This is a genomic window from Eisenbergiella tayi (assembly GCF_001881565.1).
GTDB lineage: Bacteria > Bacillota > Clostridia > Lachnospirales > Lachnospiraceae > Eisenbergiella > Eisenbergiella tayi.
In genome coordinates this window covers 780,632-800,276 of the sequence record NZ_MPDJ01000005.1, presented here as the reverse complement: position 1 = coordinate 800,276, position 19,645 = coordinate 780,632, and the positions used below count along the sequence as shown (strand labels likewise).

13 protein-coding genes are annotated in these 19,645 nt (G+C 40.3%); all 13 read left to right on the top strand.

The annotated features are described in order from the left end of the window. Positions 1–2 precede the first annotated feature (2 nt). The 13 genes from BLA28_RS21585 (at position 3) to BLA28_RS21525 (ending at position 19,530) form a co-directional block, all read left to right on the top strand. The gene (locus BLA28_RS21585; protein ID WP_071699426.1) at positions 3–5,240 is read left to right on the top strand and encodes an ATP-binding protein; all 5,238 of its coding nucleotides are present in this window, start codon (positions 3–5) and stop codon (positions 5,238–5,240) included. After that, entirely contained in the window at positions 5,233–6,054 is an 822-nt protein-coding gene (locus BLA28_RS21580; protein WP_071699425.1) for a hypothetical protein, read from the top strand. The genes BLA28_RS21585 and BLA28_RS21580 overlap by 8 nt, the downstream gene beginning before the upstream one ends. A 10-nt stretch (positions 6,055–6,064) precedes the next feature. After that, on the top strand, positions 6,065–10,303 hold the full coding sequence (locus BLA28_RS21575; protein ID WP_071699424.1) for a hypothetical protein: 4,239 nt from the start codon (positions 6,065–6,067) through the stop codon (positions 10,301–10,303). 154 nt (positions 10,304–10,457) lie between these two features. Continuing rightward, entirely contained in the window at positions 10,458–11,021 is a 564-nt protein-coding gene (locus BLA28_RS21570; protein ID WP_071699423.1) for a hypothetical protein, read from the top strand. Positions 11,022–11,155: 134 nt separating this feature from the next. After that, complete coding sequence (locus BLA28_RS21565; protein ID WP_071699422.1) at positions 11,156–12,538, top strand: FRG domain-containing protein; 1,383 nt, start codon at positions 11,156–11,158, stop codon at positions 12,536–12,538. A gap of 24 nt (positions 12,539–12,562) precedes the next feature. Beyond that, positions 12,563–13,645, top strand: coding sequence for an alpha/beta hydrolase family protein (locus BLA28_RS21560; RefSeq protein WP_071699421.1), 1,083 nt, complete (start codon positions 12,563–12,565; stop codon positions 13,643–13,645). Between the two features lie 83 nt (positions 13,646–13,728). Beyond that, positions 13,729–14,160 (top strand): hypothetical protein, encoded by a 432-nt coding sequence (locus BLA28_RS21555; protein WP_071699420.1) that lies wholly within the window; start codon positions 13,729–13,731, stop codon positions 14,158–14,160. Positions 14,161–14,307: 147 nt separating this feature from the next. Beyond that, positions 14,308–14,853: a P-loop NTPase family protein gene (locus BLA28_RS21550; RefSeq protein WP_071699419.1), complete on the top strand. Its 546-nt coding sequence runs from the start codon at positions 14,308–14,310 to the stop codon at positions 14,851–14,853. A gap of 135 nt (positions 14,854–14,988) precedes the next feature. Further along, a complete protein-coding gene (locus tag BLA28_RS21545; protein WP_334293136.1) occupies positions 14,989–15,471 on the top strand; it encodes an amidase domain-containing protein in 483 nt (160 codons plus the stop codon). 213 nt (positions 15,472–15,684) lie between these two features. Beyond that, positions 15,685–16,197, top strand: coding sequence for a YkgJ family cysteine cluster protein (locus tag BLA28_RS21540; RefSeq protein WP_071699418.1), 513 nt, complete (start codon positions 15,685–15,687; stop codon positions 16,195–16,197). A gap of 16 nt (positions 16,198–16,213) precedes the next feature. After that, entirely contained in the window at positions 16,214–17,392 is a 1,179-nt protein-coding gene (locus BLA28_RS21535) for an IS1096 element passenger TnpR family protein (protein ID WP_071699417.1), read from the top strand. A gap of 4 nt (positions 17,393–17,396) precedes the next feature. After that, positions 17,397–17,585, top strand: coding sequence for a hypothetical protein (locus BLA28_RS21530; RefSeq protein ID WP_071699416.1), 189 nt, complete (start codon positions 17,397–17,399; stop codon positions 17,583–17,585). A gap of 226 nt (positions 17,586–17,811) precedes the next feature. Then, positions 17,812–19,530, top strand: coding sequence for an extracellular solute-binding protein (locus BLA28_RS21525; protein ID WP_071699415.1), 1,719 nt, complete (start codon positions 17,812–17,814; stop codon positions 19,528–19,530). Positions 19,531–19,645: the final 115 nt, after the last annotated feature.

Below are 19,645 nucleotides of genomic sequence, written 5' to 3'. Positions count from 1 at the left end.
ATATGAAGTATGTTATAGATAGAATTGTAGAATTAATACTCGAAAAAGAGCCGTCTTCTGATATGGAAACAATGATTCGTGTAGATGGTTTTGAAAATGTTGCAATTTATGAGAGGGTTGCAGCAAAGTTGACATCGGAACTTGAAAGCGAAGGGATTTCTTTAGACATAAAGCTAGCAAAAAATAAGTTGAAATCGTTTAAGAAAAATGTAGAAAATACAACGATTCTACAATCCATGGTTCAGCATGGCTGGGTCAGTGATGCAGAGAGCATAACATATTACAGAAATTTGCATGCAAGTAATGTTTTAGTATTACTTGGTACAGAGGATGAAGAGGATAAAGGTGGTTTGGCTAATTGTTATAGTATTACTCCTGATCTCATATCAAAAACTTTAGGTGGAAAGTACTATAAGCTGTTTTATAACGATGATTCCTTTGTTGATACGGATAGGGAAATTATAGATAAGTTATACAAGGATTTATTTGAATTTGTTGCAATTGATATCTGTAAACTCAGTGATATTGCAGATACATGGACAGACAAGATTACGAATATTAAGGATTTTATAGAGCTGTTTTTTGAAGGGCTTCCTGCTTGGGGTCTGCCAAAGAGACAATTAGAACTTCCAAAAGTACAGGAGATTACGAGAGGAAGGAATTGTTTGAGAAGCTGTTATAGCTTTATTAAGCGTCAGTTATTTAGTAAGAAAATGTCAATCATTCAGTATAATAAATATATAGAAAAGATTGACTATTATAACTCAGGCAAAGCAGAACTTGCAAAGTATACCTCAGAGCATGATTGTTGGAGAACACAAAGCGTTAAAGATTATGAGGAATTTGCAAAAGTTGTGAAAGAGTTTATTCGAGGCGAGAATATCCACGTTAACACGGAAATACTTTTAGGTATTGATTTTAGTATAGTAGAGGATGTTCTTGATATTGGAATTCCGGTTGAGAAAAAGCCTCCAAAAGATAAGGTTACTACGCTTGTGGGTGAACCTCTTGAGGTTTTTGCACATGCACTGTTTCTTACACTTGCACATATTAACGACGTAGACATATTGATTGACGAGATAGAATTTAGTTTTACACAGGCTGAAATTGTCTGCGTATATTCAAGCGCTGAAGATGATGAGGAAAAGCAACAATTATTAGATACGTGGATTGCTATCTGTGTTCATTGTGGTGGAGTCATAGAATACCTTAATAAAAGGATGTGGAGCGTGAATGGGAACGATGTAACGCTTACATCTAGTCCGAAAGATTTCTTATATCCTACAAATGCTCTTCATTATATTGATGATGTGCGTGTAAAACCAGCAGGCGCAAACAAGACTATTAGTAAGATTAGTTTTTCAACTGTATACACTGTAGATGGTAAAAAATATCATCATGATTTTCAGTGGAAATTTGGGATTAACAATTCATGGGATAAAAATTTTAGTGAGCTATGTCTTCAGGATTTTTGTTCATATAAAGATGGAAATTATATTCCAGTGACAGAGATTACGAAGATTAATGCACTAATTTTTTCTAAGAGTGAAGAGGAATTTTTTGAGCGTTTGAGTGAAAGTGATATGAATTTTTCATTTAATTTAGCTGAATATATAGATAAAAAGGTGCAAAACAACGAAAAAGAGATATCAGCTAGATTCGATGAAGTTGGAAAGGCTTTTGTGAAATTTGTGTATTGTGTTTCAAAAAATGGTTTTTATTCCTGTATTACAAAAGATGATTCAGAGTTGATAAAGCTGGGAAAGGAATACACGGATTTAGGAGAATACCTTAGAAAAAGAACTTTTTCAGAGAATCTTAAATGGGTATTAGATGCATATATTAATGCGTTCAATATCGTTAGTAATACAAACGTATTTGATTCTGAAAAAGAAATTGATGCTTGTATTGTTCCCGCATGGCATCCCGCAACATTAGAGAAGTTAAATGATCAGAAGATTTTCTTTTTAGATGGGTGTGAAGAATGGTGGACTGAAGTACAGGGAACAGGGAATAAGGTATCTGAGAAAGATATTAGCACTATGATAAACGGGCTTCTTCAGATGAGTGTAATTCAGAGTACGCTTGATATCTTCCCATCCTATGGGCAGGTTTATTTTGGAGCAATTGCTTCGTTTGGAGCATTTAGTCTTTATGGTAGAAGTGACATTATAAATGAAAATCATTTAAGAGATATGATCCGTAAAGATGCAATTTTTGATGATGATTTCGATAAGGGCGAAGTTTCTTCGCTTAGCGATAATGCAAAGATGATCTATTATGTTCTTTCGGATTATGCGAAGGCATTTCCGACTTCTGCAGATACCCTAAGTATTGTTTTTATTGATCCTTCAGAGCTTCAGCCCATAGTCGCCGCCATTTATAAGTATATCGAGATTAGAAGAAAAAAAAGTGAACTAGCCAAAATTGATATTTCTCTGAGAATTCTTGTAAAACCTGAGAATAAAGGAGGAAGAAACTACTTGGCATATTGGATGGATGAATTCTTCTCTCAAGACGAGAATGTTAATATTCGTACTTATTTAAACGAATGGAAAAATAAGACAGAACTTGAAAAACTTTTGAATGGAAACAATGATATTGCCTTTGTTATGGACATTCTTAAGGTTAATAACCTTAGTTTTGTTTCTGCCAATAAAGATATAGGTTTAGCACCGAGCCAGTGTCGTTTTCCAATTGTTTATAAGCCAACGCCTGTATCAAATACATCTGTGAAAAGAACAATTGAGTTGTCGCAGCCACAGTTTCGTGCGGCATATGAACATACGCAGATTGTTCGATATCGTAATAATATGGAGAGGATTCCGGATGGAAAGTATATTGCAGCTAAGGAAGTATCTATTGATTCTGAGGCACAGAACATTGTGCATTTTCTTCATGAGAAGGCATATTGGGTGGTTTGCGTAGATAGTGGTATGGATGGAGCTCTGTTAAGAAATGATAGTACCCATAAAGCAGATTATTCAATCATTGGATTTAGTACTGGCAAGGGAGCTTATGGTCAGTATAATCTCACTATTACGGCAAGAAATACAATCCTTAATATAATCTGCAAAAAACTAGAAAATCGATTGTTTGATTTATTTAAGTGGGATAAGAAGCTTATTAAGAAAGCCGCTAAGTTATGTTTAGACGAGGCAAGTGGGTTAGACGGTATCAGTTTGCTATCAGCAACGAATCCGAAAGATGAAAACATACGTGAATTTATGGCATACGTGTTAACGGCTTTGCGAGAAGAACGGTCGGGTGGAGATAGTGCACTTAAAATTGTAATACACTTGGATTCTTATAAGCACTGGTTTGACAGTGAAATAGAGAAGGATGAAGAAGATTCTGCATCACGTCCGGACTTCCTTGTGCTAGAGGCGTTCCTTACAGATGATGATAAGCTGAAATTAAAAGCTACTGTTACGGAATGCAAAACTTCAGTTTATCTAAATGCAGGAACACATAAAGAAAAAGCTTTAAAGCAAGTCGAGCATGGAATTAAAAGATTAAGTAAGGTGTTTGATCCGAATTCTCGCTCTATCAAGAGAAGATATTGGTTTGCGCAGTTGTATCGTGCGTTGGCATTTGCACAGGTTACATTTAGTAATAATACAGACGAATTTGCAGAATTATCTGCAAAACTTAGGACAATTCTAGATGGTAACTTTGAAATAGACTGGAATGGCAGGGTAGTTGGGTTCTGGTTTGATATGGAAGGTGATAAAGAAGTTGAAACGGTAGTTTCTTCTGATGGGACTGTGATTTATGACGTGCCGCAAAAAGTTATTCAATCATTGTTATTAAAGGATGATAGTGCAGATGTTGAGTTTGTTTCTATTAATCCGAAGATAATGTTAGAAGATGAAGAGCAGCAACTCGTTATTGAAGAACGCGAGCGAGAACTCGATAAAGAGATTGCTGATTTCCAGAAAGGCAGAAAACGAAGTCCTTCTGTGCCAATAACTCCTACACCTATATTTGCACCAGCTTCTAATTCGCCCCTAATATATGACGAAAAGGAACAGGAGGAAACTAAGACTGAACTAAAACGGCAGACAGAATCTATAGTGATGTCTGAAATCTTAAAGAATGTAGGGAGTATAAATTTGGAAGATATTCGAGTGCTTATAGGAAAGAATAAGGTGATGAATGATGTATATTGGGAGTTTGGCAGTTCACAGATGGCCAATAGACATTTGCTTATTACAGGTACATCCGGGCAAGGTAAGACGTATAGTATTCAGACAATGCTTTACGAGTTGGCAAAGAATAATATATCGTCAGTTATCTTTGACTATACAGAAGGATTCCGATTGGATCAGCTAGAGCCAGAATTTGTTGAGAGTATGAACAACAAGATTAATCAGCACATTGTAAAGGTACAAGGCGTTCCAATAAATCCATTTAAAAAACAAGAACAAGACTTCGGTGGAATGAAAATAATGGATACTCCTTCTGATGTAGCGGGTAGATTTGCCAATATTCTAACACATGTTTATGGATTTGGTGAACAACAGTATGCGGCAATTTACGAGGCTACTAGAGTTGGTATGGAGAAGTATAGCCAAGATATGAACATGGAACACTTCCGCGAAGAGTTAGAAGCAATTCAGGTAAAGAATAGCTCTGCAAAAACGGTGGTATCGAAAATGACACCATTTTTTCACAGTATTACTTTTGATAAGAATGCTGATTTTGATTGGGGCAGTATTTTATATGTACCAGAAGCAAAGATGAACATTTTTCAGTTGACAATGATTGACCGTGAGATGCAAGTTATTGTGACAGAACTTATGCTTTGGGATGCTTGGTACTATACAAAAAAGTATGGTTCAAAGGAAAAGCCTTTTGTTGTTGTGCTTGACGAGGCGCAAAATCTTTCTCATAAAGAAAATTCACCTAGTAAGGCAATCCTTACGGAAGGGCGTAAGTTTGGTTGGTCTGCTTGGTTTGCAACACAGTCGTTGAAGGTGCTTGCGGATGATGAAGTCGTAAGACTGATGCAGGCTGCATTTAAATTGTACTTTAAGCCAACAGATGAAGAAATTATGAAACTATCAAAGCAATTAGATCCGACGAATGGTTCGCTTTGGTTGGGGGCATTGAAGGGACTCAAGAAGGGACAATGTATTGTTGTTGGGGATAGAAAGAAAGAAGATGGTGTTTTTGGTAGTGTTAAGCCAACGATAACAAATATTACGTCATTTAAGGAGAGGTATAAGAATGGCTAGGCAAGTAAATGTGAATTTTCATCAGACATTTAAGCCAGAAAGTCAATATATCAGCAGTATTCTTAATGTAGCGGATGGTACTTCTTGGTTAAGTGTAAAGGAGATATCTGGTATGACCGGGATTCCACAAGGAGTATCAAGTGGAAAGGTTGAACCACATATCTGTTATGCTGAGTATATGGGTTTGATTAAAAGTGAAAAAAAGGATAAGCAGATTAAGCTGACAAAAACAGAGCTAGGTGAAACTGTAAGCAAGGAAGATCTGGGATTACAGGAGATGTTGACAAGATTGCTACTTCATATAATGATGGTGCGAGAGAAAGAAGGGGCTTGTGTATGGAGTTCTACGTTCAAGTGTATTCTTCCCAATTATCGTTCAGGGATAAAAAAAGATATGCTTATTCTAGAACTGAATCAACTTTATGACAATAAGGTTAATACAAAGAATATTGCCCCTTTTTTTGCCTCATATAATGATATATTTTCGGATTTTGAGGTATTATCCATGGAGGGTAACATAGTTAAATGTAATTCACTGCCATATAATAGAGAGTTTGCATATTTGTATGCTTTAGCGTTGTGGTCATTTTGGGAAGAATATTATCCTGAACAGGAAGAAATCTCATCTATACAGCTTGTAGAATTAAAATATGGCAAGGTTTTTGGATGGGATACACAATATGAATATAAAGTTTTGGAGAATTTGGCAGACAAGAATTTACTTCGTTTGAACAGGCAACTAATGCCATATACAATATTGAAATTGACAAGTAAAGACGAGCTGATTAGCAAATTGTATAGTGAATTGTGCTAGGAGGGAATTTATGGAGTTGGGGAAGCTTTTGGGGTTTAGAAAAGACTTGTATTTTGAAGGAGCGGTTCAAGCAGATTGGTTTTATGATCCAGAAAAGGCGGCGAGGGTAGCTGAGAATTTTGTTTTCCATGGAAAGGAATACTTTGGTGCAGAAGAACAGGAGATTGGCAGTAAGAAGAGAATTGATACTATCAGTTTAGTAGAAATGTTGGCTGCAAAAATGGTAGACGATCATTCTAATGCGTTCACACTTGCCATTGCCGATTATGGAACAGGTAAATCTCATTTAGCCGTAACATTAGGTCAAATTTTTTCCGGTAAAGAATACATGCCGGAAACTTACATTAAAGTTCTTGAAAATATTGCGGGTATTGATAAAGAAGCCGCAGATAGAATAAGATACTTAACAGATGAAAGAAATTTCGTTATGGTTATCAATGGAATGAGAGATTTTAATCTACATTCTGAGATTTTGAAGGCCGCGCAGAAAAGTTTGAAGTTATACGGTTTGCCAGATGATGGCTTAAAAAAGTTGAACCGTGCGCTTGAAACAGCAGAAAATTTCTTTAATAGAAATATAGTAACTTCAATTGCAATGTTTGAGGAGAAAGCAAAGAAATTAGGATGGCTTGAGATGGGAGAGCATCTTAAAGAAAAAATTTGCGAGAGTCTTATGACAGATGAAACGGCTTATGAAATTGTTAATGCGGTTTATTCAGAAATTAATGGACAGGAAATACGGTGGGATGAGGGACTTTCTGCTGGAAATATTCTTGAAATGCTGATCTCTGAGTACTGTGGCATGAATGGTCGCTTTGAACATATTGTTTTACTTTTTGATGAGTTTGGACGATATCTTGAGTATGCTTCAGGTGCAAAGGAAGCTAAATCTGGTGATTCGGCATTACAGCAGATTTTTGAGACAGCGCAAAATGCAGATGGCACATTACAGGTTATTAATTTTATTCAGTCCGATATTAAGACATACCTTCAGCGAGTGGATCAGACAAAAAATATTAGCAGGTATATAGGTAGATATGATGCAAGTGATAAGTATTACATATCGTCTAATCTTGAGACAGTCTTTGCAAATCTGATTCAGCGTAAGGATAAAGATTCCTTTGATGCAAATATTGTGTCATGGCAGAAGAAGAATGAGGAAAAATGGAAAGATATTTTCCAAAAAATAAATAAATGGCTTATCACAAAGGGAATGTGGAAGGATTATTCATTATTTAGAAAGATTGTGGTAGAAGGAATCTACCCAATGCATCCTCTTTCTACATTTATGCTTACGCAGCTTTCGGACTATTTACAGAATAGATCTTCTCTTACACTGATTAGTCAGTATATCGAGAGTTCAAGGGATGTTGATGTTTCTGAAGGGGGTTTTTTGGTAATGCCAGAGACATTAATGTTGGGTGACTTATATGCTGAAATGCTTGCTGCTGAGCAGGAAGGTAAGCAGACATCTCAACAATGCATTCGTTATGACAATATTTTGAGAAAATTTGGAGACAAGTTATCTGATAATTCATTGACGGTGCTACGCTCCAATTTGATTCTAAGAATATTACGTTTTAGAACGACAGATTATACAGATGCTAAGGAAGCTTTATCATTATGCTGTGGTTTTACAATTGAGGAGATTGAAGAAGAACTTAGATGGCTTGAAACAGAATATGCGGTATTAGGTTTTGATGATCATGCAGGGTGCTTCGATTTTATGGAAGAATCAAATGGAGCGCATGACTTTAAGGTACTCAAAAAACGGTTGATAGCAGGGGCATCAATTAATAAGTCATTGCTGCAGACGTTAAAAATCCAGGAGATTGCAGGTGTTTTTGAGAAGCAAACGACGAACTTCGCAATACAACATAAGATTACAACGAATGAATGGCTTTTTGAACAGGAGATGTATGCTATTGAAGAATTCGATGAAATAAAGGTCAAGTCTTATATTAATGCTTGGAAAAATGCGACAAGCTCAATAGCTGCAAAGGGTCGGTTGGTTTGGCTGTATATCAATAGGGACACTGATGCAGATTATATGGAACGTGCTAAATTTCTTGTTAATGCTCTTGTAGATACACCAATCGTAATTATGTTATTAAATGACATGGACAATAGGCTTTATAATGCACTATTAGAATACCATATCCTAGATAAAATGGATGATGCGAATCGTAATAAGTATGATCGTTATTACCAAGCTGATTATGAACAAGCAGAAAATAACTTGAAGGATGAGTTTAATGAATTAAAGAAGAAGAGAATTAATCTTGGTGTATCAGGTGTAGAAGAGTTAAAGATACGTATACCTATATACCTAACGAATGTATTTGAGGTTTTATATCCTGAAGCTATTCCATTCTCATTCGATGGTTTTATTACAAAAGGTAATAACCTTGGTGGTAAAGGTGGTTCCTATTATTGTACTATTGTTAAGATGCTCCTTTCTAACTCAGTAAATGAGGCTACGATTCATAATTTTGCTAGCGATATTAGAAATCGTATCGAAGCATTGCTTATGACAACGAATGTAACATCTTGGAAATGCATTGACAAAGAATACCGTGTGATTCCACCGGAAGAGAAAAAGTCTCGAAATGTATACGATAAAATAGTTGCAGGTATTACCAATGGTAGGGAACTTGCTTGTAAGGATATTTTTGATACCTATTGTTATCCCCCTTATGGTATGAGTGAAGATATTGTTACTCTCATGATTTCGGTTATTTGTGCCAATCTCAGTTATTGCCTGAGGTTTAGATATGAAAATTCACTGTTAAGTATAAACAACTGGAAAGAACTCGTTGTTTTTAAAGATAAAAAGATTGATGTTGATGTTGTTAAGACATCTTCTTTGGTCTTGATTGATACTGGAGCCGTTGCTGGAAAATATAAGCGTTTTTTTGATTGCGTACATACAAATAAGAATATTTGGAAGGTGAATTCACTTTATGAAAGTTTGAAGAAGATGACAGAATCAGATGAGGTGCCAAAGGAATTAGAAACAGAATATCTTTTGGCCATAAAGGCTCTCGACTCAGGTAAAAAGGCACTTCAAGAGTGGTATGATAGTATTGGCAAAGTTGAGGATAAATTTAAAGATTCAATAGATAAAGATGATTTATATTCGGCATTAAAGGGATTAGAGATTTTAAGAGATATTCCATATTCAAATATATTTGAAGCCAATGGGTATGAGGTTGATCAATGTTCTAAAGAAGAGCTAAGAAAACTTGAGGTGAATTTGACAAAAAGAGTTGATCGGCTTATTGATTCGTATGTGTCGAATATGTATTGTAAATCAGTAGAGGGCGTGAATACATTTAGAAATCATAATATGAAGATGCAAACGATGCTTTCTGAGTTAGGATTCGATGATTATTCTATACGCGTAAAAGTACAAAAGGAAAAGGAACTCAGTAATATAGAGGAGATTAAATCTCGCCAAGAGCTACGTTCTGATTGTATAAAATTTCTTGATGAGAATCGTGACATACGATATGCTACTTATATGAGTATTTGCAGCTATTTGAAAAATGGAAAAAGCCTGCAGGAAAGGATTTTAAAGTATGGTAAAGCGCTGGGACAGGATGCACAGAAGATAATTGACGAGATCTTTATAAAAGTAACTGAGTTAGAGAAAAAAAGAGATCGTATTAATCAGGATATGACTGATATATGGGATGATCTTTGTGAAATTAAATGTGCTGATGACATTGAAGCATTGTTACAGAGAATTGAAATAGTATTGAAGAAAGGTATTTCTTCTGCGGATCAAGGTGGATTTGAAGAACTACAGGGCAATTTGAAAGAACTATTGGACGATATCAATGAAAGCAAGAAAACAATTCAATCAAGGACGCAATATAGTGAAATATCAAATAAAATGCTAGAAAAATATAAGAATGTTGATTTTGATTTTGAGGTAATTCCTATATTAGAAGAAGTTATTGCCAATATTAAAAAAGAACTCGACAAAAGAGAAAAAAATTGGATTGAGACCGAATTGACTCTAGGAGATAAAAGTCGTCAGGCTGTTCACAGATGGAAGGAAAAGACAAGATTTCTTCCAGAGTTCTTGTCAAATGATACGATCGCAATAGTTAAGCAATATGATAAGGAAGCAGACGATATCATCAGAGAGGGTAAAATAGAAGATGTGATATTCTACTTTGATAAACTCGATGAGTTTGAGAAAATAGAATGCATAAGAAAACTTGAAGAACGGTTGAAATAACATTTAAACGATACAATTAGGGGTGGAGGATAGTTACTTAACCGGAAATTTATTGGAGTTTTGCTTTATAAAAGATTTCCTATGATAAGGAGACAGCAGATATGCCCTGGATAACATATTATGATTTTTAGTATTCTATAACGGAGGCCACCCCATGTACTACCATGCATCTCCCATAAAAGATCTCCAAATATTAACCCCACACACCTCCAACCACGGAACACCGCTGCTATACCTCTCCGCAAAACGTGAAAACACCCTACCATACCTATCAAACGCCATAGAACTCTATGGCAAACGTTCCGGGAAATTCCCCGAAGGGCCCTATCACAAGTGGGCCAGCTACGGATTTACCGGGGAGGGTATCCTGCGCCTTGAAGAATACTATCCCAACGCAGCCGAAGAAACCTACAAAGGCATATCCGGTTATATTTATACCATAGCCCCATCCCCAGATATAAAAAAGCAGCAGGACATACCATATGCTTATACTTCTGAATACAGTATGCCTCCAGTTTCCTGCGAATACATCCCCGATGCATACGAGGCAATTCTAACCGCCGCAAGAGATCATAAAATAATTATCCAAAAATATGAAGACAATTCAGTATCAAAACTGCAATGGATAGAGAAAACAATCAAAGAGCAGTATTCTCATACACAGAGGCCGGAATACAAAGCCTTTTTACAGGCTAAATTCCCATTCCTGCAAGACTAAAAAAATAAGCTGTTGGATAATTATCAGCCCGAGAAAAAAGTTGCTTCAAATAATCGAGGTCATATTCCCCTAAAAGTAATCCCATACGGTTCCACCCTTTACCCCATTCACCCACACCAAAGAGGCAACCCACCATGGAAAAATACAAAGAATCTCTGCATTCCGATGCCCGCCAGTTAACCATCTACGCCCGCACATCCCCCTACCTTTCCCGTGCATTCTACCACATATTCGGAAAAAAGCTTTTGGAAGAAGGCTGTGTGGACTGCAGCTACGTACTGAAGGCTCTGGGAAAAGGCAGCTACTACTCCCGCCTGAACAGCCAGGGCTCCAACCTGTATAAGCTCTACGCCAAAAGCTGCATGACCTCAGAAAACATAGAAATCACGCTGGAGTATCTGGAAGCCATAGTCGGAAACCAGGACAGAAATCTGTCTCCTCTCGAAGAAGAGGCCCTGGTATACTGGATCTTTCTCCCCTACACCAGCACCAACACCCCCAAGCGGGAAAAAAAGAAAGAATACCTCATAGCCATTCTGAACTGTTTTGCTTCTGAATGGATAGAAAAATACAATGACATCAGTGAAGAATCCGCCCCGAAGCAAATGGATCTTCATGAAAAGAACAACATCATCTACGATGCAGAACGCTGTGAACTCGAATTAATCGATTCAGTAAGCGGCTATGTAAAGGACATCTCCCGCATGAAGCAGCAGGATACCGGCCGTATCCTGTACTTCCGCGGCCATTCCAGGCTTTCCTATGCCCTGCTCCCCAGCATCAAGAGAAGCCCCGGCTGGCAGGAGAATGAAAACAGGATGTACCAGGAGCTGATCATACGCTGTGCCTCAGATTTTGCACAGTGCCAGTCCCATCTGGACTATCTGGTAGAAATGCAGCATTACGGTCTGCCTACCAGACTGCTTGATATCACGGAAAATCCCCTGGTAGCCCTGTATTTTGCCTGCTGCAGCAGCCCCGAGGATGTGGGGGAGGTCATCGTCCTGCAGACACAGATTGCCGCCATGAAATATGCCAAAAGCGATACGGCTGCTATTTTAGCTGCCCTTCCGGTTTTTGACGCTTCCTTCCGGACAAAACTGTATGAGTCATGTATCAATGGAATTCCTGAAGAGGAAGACCCGGAATACATAAGCCTTGCCGCGAAGCTGGCGGGAGAGGTGAAATCAAAGAATCCCGGATTCGAGCCCCGTATCAAAAAGAAGGATCTTCTCAGCCATGTTTTTATTATGCCGCTGCGGAATAACCGCAGAATCATCAAGCAGGATGGCTCCTTCATTCTCTGCGGCCTGGGAGACGGAAACGGGGAAGGAAACAGTCTCCGCGGCCTCCGATATCAGAATGAATCAGGCAAAAAGCTGATTTTCATCGTCGGAAATAAGGAAAATCTGCTGCATGAGTTGGATCAGTTTTCCGTAAATAAAGCGTCTCTGTTCCCGGAAATCGATGATGTGGCGGAATATATAAAGCTGAAATACAATGGGTCAGATAAATAAGAAGACATATAAAGGAGGTCTGTTATGGGAAAAGAAGCAATAACAAAGGAACTTGAAAAGCGCCGTATTCCGGAACTGCTGCGTCTTTCAGACAACACGCCTGTGGATACCCCGCAGCTGTGGGAAACCCGCCGAAAGGAAATCCGGGACATTCTTCAGAAAGAATGCTATGGATATATACCGGAAACCGGCTGGGAAACAGAATGGGAGACCGTATCGGAAGAGGAAAATGCCTTCGGCGGAAAGGCCCGTATGCGCACTGTGGACGTGCGGATTCGCTCCGGCAGGGGATATGTTTCCTATCCCTTCCAGCTGACGGTTCCCAAGAATATTGAAAAGCCGCCGGTATTTCTGTACCTGAGCTTTTTCCCGCTGTCATCCGCGGAAATCGTGGAAGAAATCACGGATAACGGCTTTGCGGTTGCCAGGGTATGTTACCAGGATATTGCTCCGGATCAAAATGACGGTTTTCAGAACGGCCCCGGCAGCCTGTTCCCGGGGAATGCCTATGACAGCTGGGGGAAACTGGGCGTATGGGCCTGGGGACTGAGTCGTATCATGGATTATCTGGTTCAGGAGGAAACGATTGATGCGGGGCGCGTTGCGGTAGTGGGCCATTCCCGTCTGGGGAAGGCGGCGCTGCTGTGCGGAGCGATGGACGATCGTTTTTCCCTTGTCATAGCCTGTGAATCCGGAGCCGGAGGAGCCGCTCTTTTCCGGGGAAAAGAAGGGGAAAATGTGGCGGATTTGTGCCGGAATTTCCCTTACTGGTTCTGCGGCAACTTTAAAAAGTGGCAGAACAGGGAGGAGGAACTTCCCTTTGACCAGCATTTTACGGCGGCTCTTGCTGCGCCCAGACACCTGTATTTAGCCGGGGCTGTAGATGATGAATGGGCGGATCCTTTATCGGAATTCCTGACTGGTCAGGCAGTGACGCCTGTCTATGAAATGTTGGGGCAGCAGGGGCTTGCGGCGGATCGCCTTCCGTCCACGGGAGATGTATTCCATGAAGGCCGTGTCGGTTTCCACCTCCGTCCCGGCACCCATTATATGGGAAGGGATGACTGGAAGCTGTTTATGGAGTACCGGAAAAAGCAAGGGGTATAGGATAGATATTCCTGTTTGCAGATGGAAATTTATGTTTTACTGTCAAAGATTTTAATGATTTATGATATGGGAGGAACACGGGGATGAAAGTCAGATTAACGGTGGATTTAACCAGATATAATCTCAAGTTTGCCAAGGATGCGATAGGGGAGTCCACCATGCATGAATACCAGAGAGAAAATCAACATTGGAGAACTTATGTGGATGTAAGGATAGAAGGGGAAACTTTACCGGTAAGTGTGCAGGGAGTAGAATGCCTGGATGAAGATTATATAAGGATGAAAAAGCTTCAAAAGAAAATTGAGGAAAAGGAATTGGTAAGACAACTGAAAGAGGCAGATAAAATTTATCATGCGGTGGGACCTGCCGGGGGAAATAAAGGAATTTATGTTAAAAATCCATGGGAGCGGTATCCCGAGAAGTTAGCTTCCGACAACCAGAGATGCAGTGAAATTTTAGAACTTTGTGTAAAGAAAAAGCTGAAGGTAGCTGAAATCCCGTATAAGGATTTATAAGGCCTGTTATTGAATACGCCGGGTACTGACGAATAAAATGCTTTTCGTCGCCCGGCTTGTTCCTTTTTTTATCGGCATTTCTGTTCGGGAGTGATTCCTTTTTCAGAATCTGATATAATTGTCACATAACACAAGAGGAGGAAAACCATGCAGATAAATGTAATCCACATATACGGAGGCTCCGGTTCCGGCACATCTACCCTGGGGTATGCCTTTTCCCGCGAATCGGGCTATTATTTTATGGATGCCGATGATTATCTCTGGCTTCCGACAAATCCGCGGTTTACTCAAATGCGAGAAAGCGGAGAACGGGTCCGGCTGATGAAAGAGGACATAAAAGAGCACAAAAAAGTGGTTATTTCCGGTTCTGTTACAGGCTGGGGAGATCCTCTCATCCCCATGTTTGATCTTGCCGTTCGTCTGGTTACGGACGTGGACATCCGCATTGCCCGTATAAAAACGCGGGAGTCGGAACGGTTCGGAGATCGGATCCTCCCCGGCGGTGATATGTACAAACAGCATCAGGATTTTCTTGAATGGGCTGCTGCTTACGATACCGGTGATGTGAATATGCGGTCAAGGGCACTGCATGATCAATGGCAGAAGCAGCTGGACTGCCGTCAGTTAGTCCTGGATGGAGGAAGGCCTGTAGAAGAAAATCTGGAACGGATCCGGATGGAATTGAACCGATGAGAAAGTATTTTTTATAGTGGTAAGGAGTTGCCTTTTCCAATCCTCTTATACAGCGAGTTATTTATTCATTAACGCATTGCCGGAACCTGCCATAATATAGATATTAAATAAAAAAACGGCAGGCAGCAAAATATGCTGAAGGAAACAGGTTATCATCGGAATGATGCGTTGCTTTATGCAAAGAAGTGGGCGCTGGACAGAAATCCCAGATATCTGGATTTTGAGAATATGGGAGGGGACTGCACTAATTTTGCATCACAATGCATTTATGCGGGAAGCGGAGTAATGAATTACACGCCCGTAAAGGGCTGGTACTATAACAGCGGCCGGGACAGGACGCCAAGCTGGACGGGAGTGGAATTCCTCTATAATTTTCTTGTGGGAAACCAGTCTGTCGGGCCGTATGCAGCGGAGACAGAGGAAGACGAAGCAGAGCCGGGGGACATTGTCCAGTTGGGAGATGGCAGTGGATTTTACCACAGTCCGGTGATTGTTCACGTGAGCCGGGGACATATTTATGTAGCGGCCCATACGTATGATGTATATATGAGGCCTTTGGATTCTTATATATATGAAAAAGCTCGTTTTATCCATATAAAAGGAGTACGCAGCTGGTAGAGCGGCCTGCCGCGTTTCCAACGATTATTGAATCTCTGTGGCAGCAAGCCGGAGATACGCATCTGTGTATGTAATTAACTTGCTGTCCGCAGGGACGTTTGCTTTAGATGGAACGAAATATTTATCGGTTTTTGCTAATAATTGTTGATTTATTATGATAAGAGCATTAGGATCAAAATATATAAAGATAACATGAAAGGATAGGTGTCAGCCATGATAAAACCGGAAGAAGTTGCCGGGCAGGCAAAACGGAAGGAGAATGAAAATATTCGCTTTCGTTCTTACTTGAAAAACCATGCAGATGAAGAAACGCTGGACAGGCAGTTCCTGGAGCTGCACAAAGAAATATTTGACGGATATGACTGCAGTAAGTGCAGAAATTGCTGTAAAATGTACCCTGGCACCATCCCGGAGGGGGATTTGGAAAAGGATGCGGAGGGGTTAAAGCTTACCAGGGAACAGTTTATTGAATTTTTTCTGGAACGTGGTGCGATGCCGTGGGAGTACCAGACGAAACATATGCCCTGTGACTTCCTGAAAGAGGATGGCACATGCATGCTTGGAGAGAATAAACCGGATAATTGCAGCAGATATCCCTACACGGACCAGCCATACAGACTGGAGAGCCTGTACAGTGTGCTCGATGCGGTGGAAGTATGTCCGGCAGCTTATGAGATCTGGGAGCGGTTGAAGAAAATATACGGGTTCCGAACGGGGAACAGATAAGAGCAGAGGATGAGAGATGAATCAATTTCAGAATGCGGCAGAGGAACTGGAAAAGGAATATCAGATTTTTCTGGATTACATAGAAACAAACGAAGTAATGATTTCGAAGGCGACGGGCCATTTTGGAAAAAAAGATTGTTTTGAACTGAACAGCCGTTTCCATATCGTAAAAGAGAGATATAAGAAGGCAGGAAGGACACAGGAATATTATACAGTAATTGATTTCTTTGTATTCTTTTCCGTATATTTGGACATCCTGCGGCTGGTATCAAAGAAGGGCGCGGGGCTGATTTATGAAAAAGGCCCAAAATATCCTTCTTTTTATGAATTATATCCTATCGAAAAGTATGCCCTTATGATGTGGGTATGGCTTGGGGGATACGAGGATGCTTTCAGAAATTTTTCTTTCAGTGCAGGAAGTTCCGAATTTTATGAAAAGCTCAGGAAAACAAAAGTTAATGAGCCTGTTACATATTCTTATGTAAAAGACCCTCAAATATGGGGGAAATTTTATTCTCCGCAGCTTCGTCTCTGTGCATTATTCCGCTTAATTACTATTGAATGGCTGGACGAAGAACCTGTAGATCCGGAAAATAAATTTCTGGTGAATGCGATTTATAAAACGGAAGAAGGAGCCTGCTTGACAGCGCTGATGGATGAGATTGACGAGGATTTCTGGAATTACCCGGATGATGACTCGCTTTCAGATTTAATTTTTGAGATAATACCAGAGGAAATGACAGATACGGATTTAAAATTCCAACGTATTTTGGAGAAATCAGCAGAACCGGGAGAGCATTCCATTGAGTTTCAAATAAGGGTTGGTTCCGCGGTAAGGGAAATAAAAACCGGGGATCAGCATACATTGGAAGAGCTTCATTATGAGATATTAAAAAGTGTAAACTTTGACAGTGATCATTTGTATTATTTTCAATTTGGTTCCGGAACCCTGAGACAAAAGTATTATGCACCGGAATGTAGGGATATGGAACTGACGGCTGACGAGGTTGTATTGGAGGAGCTTACTTTATATGAAGGTTTAAACTTCGAATTCATATATGATTTTGGTGATTCGTGGCATTTCCATGTAATGGTTAAGCGTATAATTCCCGGGCACATGGAAGGCAGTGAAACGACTGTGGTTAAGGGCGCAAATCCCGAACAGTATCCGTCTTACGACGAAGAGGAATGGTAATAATATGCTGGTATCGGAAATAAAAGAAGTGATAAAAGAGTATCCGGAAGAGGATTTGCGCTTATTGATAGTGGAGCTTTATAAAGCCATGCCCCAAAAGAAGATGAGGCCCAGTGGCGAGACAAGAGAAAGGATCCGGCAGATGCATTCACGGAAGAGTGCATTTAAGAAAGAGATGGAGATGCTTTTATAGCAGGCTAAACAGGTGAAGGTGGGACTCCGAACAATTCCTAAAAAGTAAAAAACAAAATCAATGATTTCATACAAAATCAGCTTTCTGGGCATGAATAATGCATAAGAAAGCTGATTTTGTTTCTTTATAATTGTGCATAAACAACATATACTTGAATCAGCAACACAACCACGATATAAGACCGGCCGGGCTTATAGGAAAACGAATCAGGAAAGGGAGTTACATTATGCAAAAGAAATTATTGTCATGCTTACTTACAGCAGTTTTAGCCGGTTCCATGCTGGCAGGCTGCGGAAGCTCTTCCGGAAACACGTCTTCAACGGCTGATTCCGTTCCGGCGGAAAACAAAACAGAAGCCGTATCGGAGGAAGGAGGAGCACAGGAACAATCAGATCCGGCCCATAATACTGCAATCAATGCAACAGGAACCGTATATGATTTAGGAGGGCTTAAGCTTCCCATCTGCGATCCGGGTTCAGTTACACTTACCTATATGGGAAATGATACCTGGTGTGCCGGTGTCAGCTACAATGACGGAACGGCAGTCCAGAAGGAAATCGAAAACCGTACCGGTATTCATATTGAATGGGATACGTACAGCAGCGATGTGGAAACCGTCCTTCAGACCAGACTGGCCTCCATGGAGGGACTGCCCGATATGGTGGAAATACCGCCCTTTGATTCTAATGTGGGTGTGGATACGTATTCCAGCAATGGCGTGCTGATTCCTCTGAATGATTTAATTGAAGAATATGCTCCTAACATAAAGGCATTATTTGAAAAATATCCGGCGCTGGAAGCCATGTGTACCTCTTCTGACGGAAATATTTATGCTCTGGCAGGCTGGTGGGGGGATATTAACGATTATGTTCCCGATTACCTTTATATCAGACAGGACTGGCTGAATAACCTGGGGCTGGAAATGCCGAAAACAGTAGACGAGCTTTACGATGTGCTGGTGGCCTTCAAGGAACAGGATGCCAACGGAAACGGAAATCCCAATGATGAAATTCCCATGGCAACCAAAAACGGCATCAAACAGCTGTATTACCTGATGACAGGCTTCGGCTACGATACCAATTCCTTATGGTATACCGATGACAGCGGTAAAGTACATTATGCTGCCGTAGAGGATCAATATAAAGAAATGTTGGCATTCCTGAATAAATGCTATTCGGAAGGACTGATATCCGACGATCTGGACGGTACTCTTCTCACCCAGAATATAACCGAGGACAAGGTGGGGATTGTCTGCCATGACCCTGCCGATAATATGGCATCCTCCGATGATTTGGCAAGGACAAGCAATCCTGACTGTGACTATGAATTCATGCCGGTTATCCAGGCGGATGAAAACGGCACGGCCCGTATGACTAAAAGAGGCCTCACCTGGCATTATTATGGTGTTACCTCCGCCTGCAAGAACCCGGAAGCTGCAGTCCAGTGGATTGATTACGTATATGCAAGCCAGGATGGCCTGATGCTTTACAACTATGGGATCGAGGGCATGTCCTACGAATATGATGAATCCGGGGAAATCCGGTTCACCGATTTGATAACCAATAATGAAACCTATACCTCAGCTTTTTCCGCATTGAGAAGTATCGGTGCATGGCCTACTTATTTTATCAACGATTCCGGCGAAGCCTTCATGAAAATATTCGAAGGAACCAAAGTGGAAACCGCATGTAAAGAGGCCTATGGAAATATGGAGAATCCCTTCCCGGAAATGCTGGGAACGGCAGAGGAATCCGAAGTTTATACCAGCATATGGCCTGATCTTTCCACTTATCTGGATGAAATGTTCACAGCCTTTGTTATCGGCACGGAATCACTGGATAACTTTGACAAATATGTGGAAACAGCCAACAGCATGGGTATGCAGGATATTATTGATATTAAATCTGCACAGTACCAGAGATATCAGGAAATTGTAGGACAGTAAAAAGAATGAGGGCGCTTCCGGGCGCCCTCCGGAGAGGGTTACTGTTCATGTTTTCCCCGTGCTGCCTGAAGTTTCCGTCTGCCCCGCCTTCCTCTCCCGGCTTTTCTGAACTGTA

Coding starts and splice junctions, on each gene's coding strand:
- BLA28_RS21585 (WP_071699426.1), top strand. CDS start 3: ATGAAGTATGTTATAGATAGAATTGTAGAATTAATACTCGAAAAAGAG.
- BLA28_RS21580 (WP_071699425.1), top strand. CDS start 5,233: ATGGCTAGGCAAGTAAATGTGAATTTTCATCAGACATTTAAGCCAGAA.
- BLA28_RS21575 (WP_071699424.1), top strand. CDS start 6,065: ATGGAGTTGGGGAAGCTTTTGGGGTTTAGAAAAGACTTGTATTTTGAA.
- BLA28_RS21570 (WP_071699423.1), top strand. CDS start 10,458: ATGTACTACCATGCATCTCCCATAAAAGATCTCCAAATATTAACCCCA.
- BLA28_RS21565 (WP_071699422.1), top strand. CDS start 11,156: ATGGAAAAATACAAAGAATCTCTGCATTCCGATGCCCGCCAGTTAACC.
- BLA28_RS21560 (WP_071699421.1), top strand. CDS start 12,563: ATGGGAAAAGAAGCAATAACAAAGGAACTTGAAAAGCGCCGTATTCCG.
- BLA28_RS21555 (WP_071699420.1), top strand. CDS start 13,729: ATGAAAGTCAGATTAACGGTGGATTTAACCAGATATAATCTCAAGTTT.
- BLA28_RS21550 (WP_071699419.1), top strand. CDS start 14,308: ATGCAGATAAATGTAATCCACATATACGGAGGCTCCGGTTCCGGCACA.
- BLA28_RS21540 (WP_071699418.1), top strand. CDS start 15,685: ATGATAAAACCGGAAGAAGTTGCCGGGCAGGCAAAACGGAAGGAGAAT.
- BLA28_RS21535 (WP_071699417.1), top strand. CDS start 16,214: ATGAATCAATTTCAGAATGCGGCAGAGGAACTGGAAAAGGAATATCAG.
- BLA28_RS21530 (WP_071699416.1), top strand. CDS start 17,397: ATGCTGGTATCGGAAATAAAAGAAGTGATAAAAGAGTATCCGGAAGAG.
- BLA28_RS21525 (WP_071699415.1), top strand. CDS start 17,812: ATGCAAAAGAAATTATTGTCATGCTTACTTACAGCAGTTTTAGCCGGT.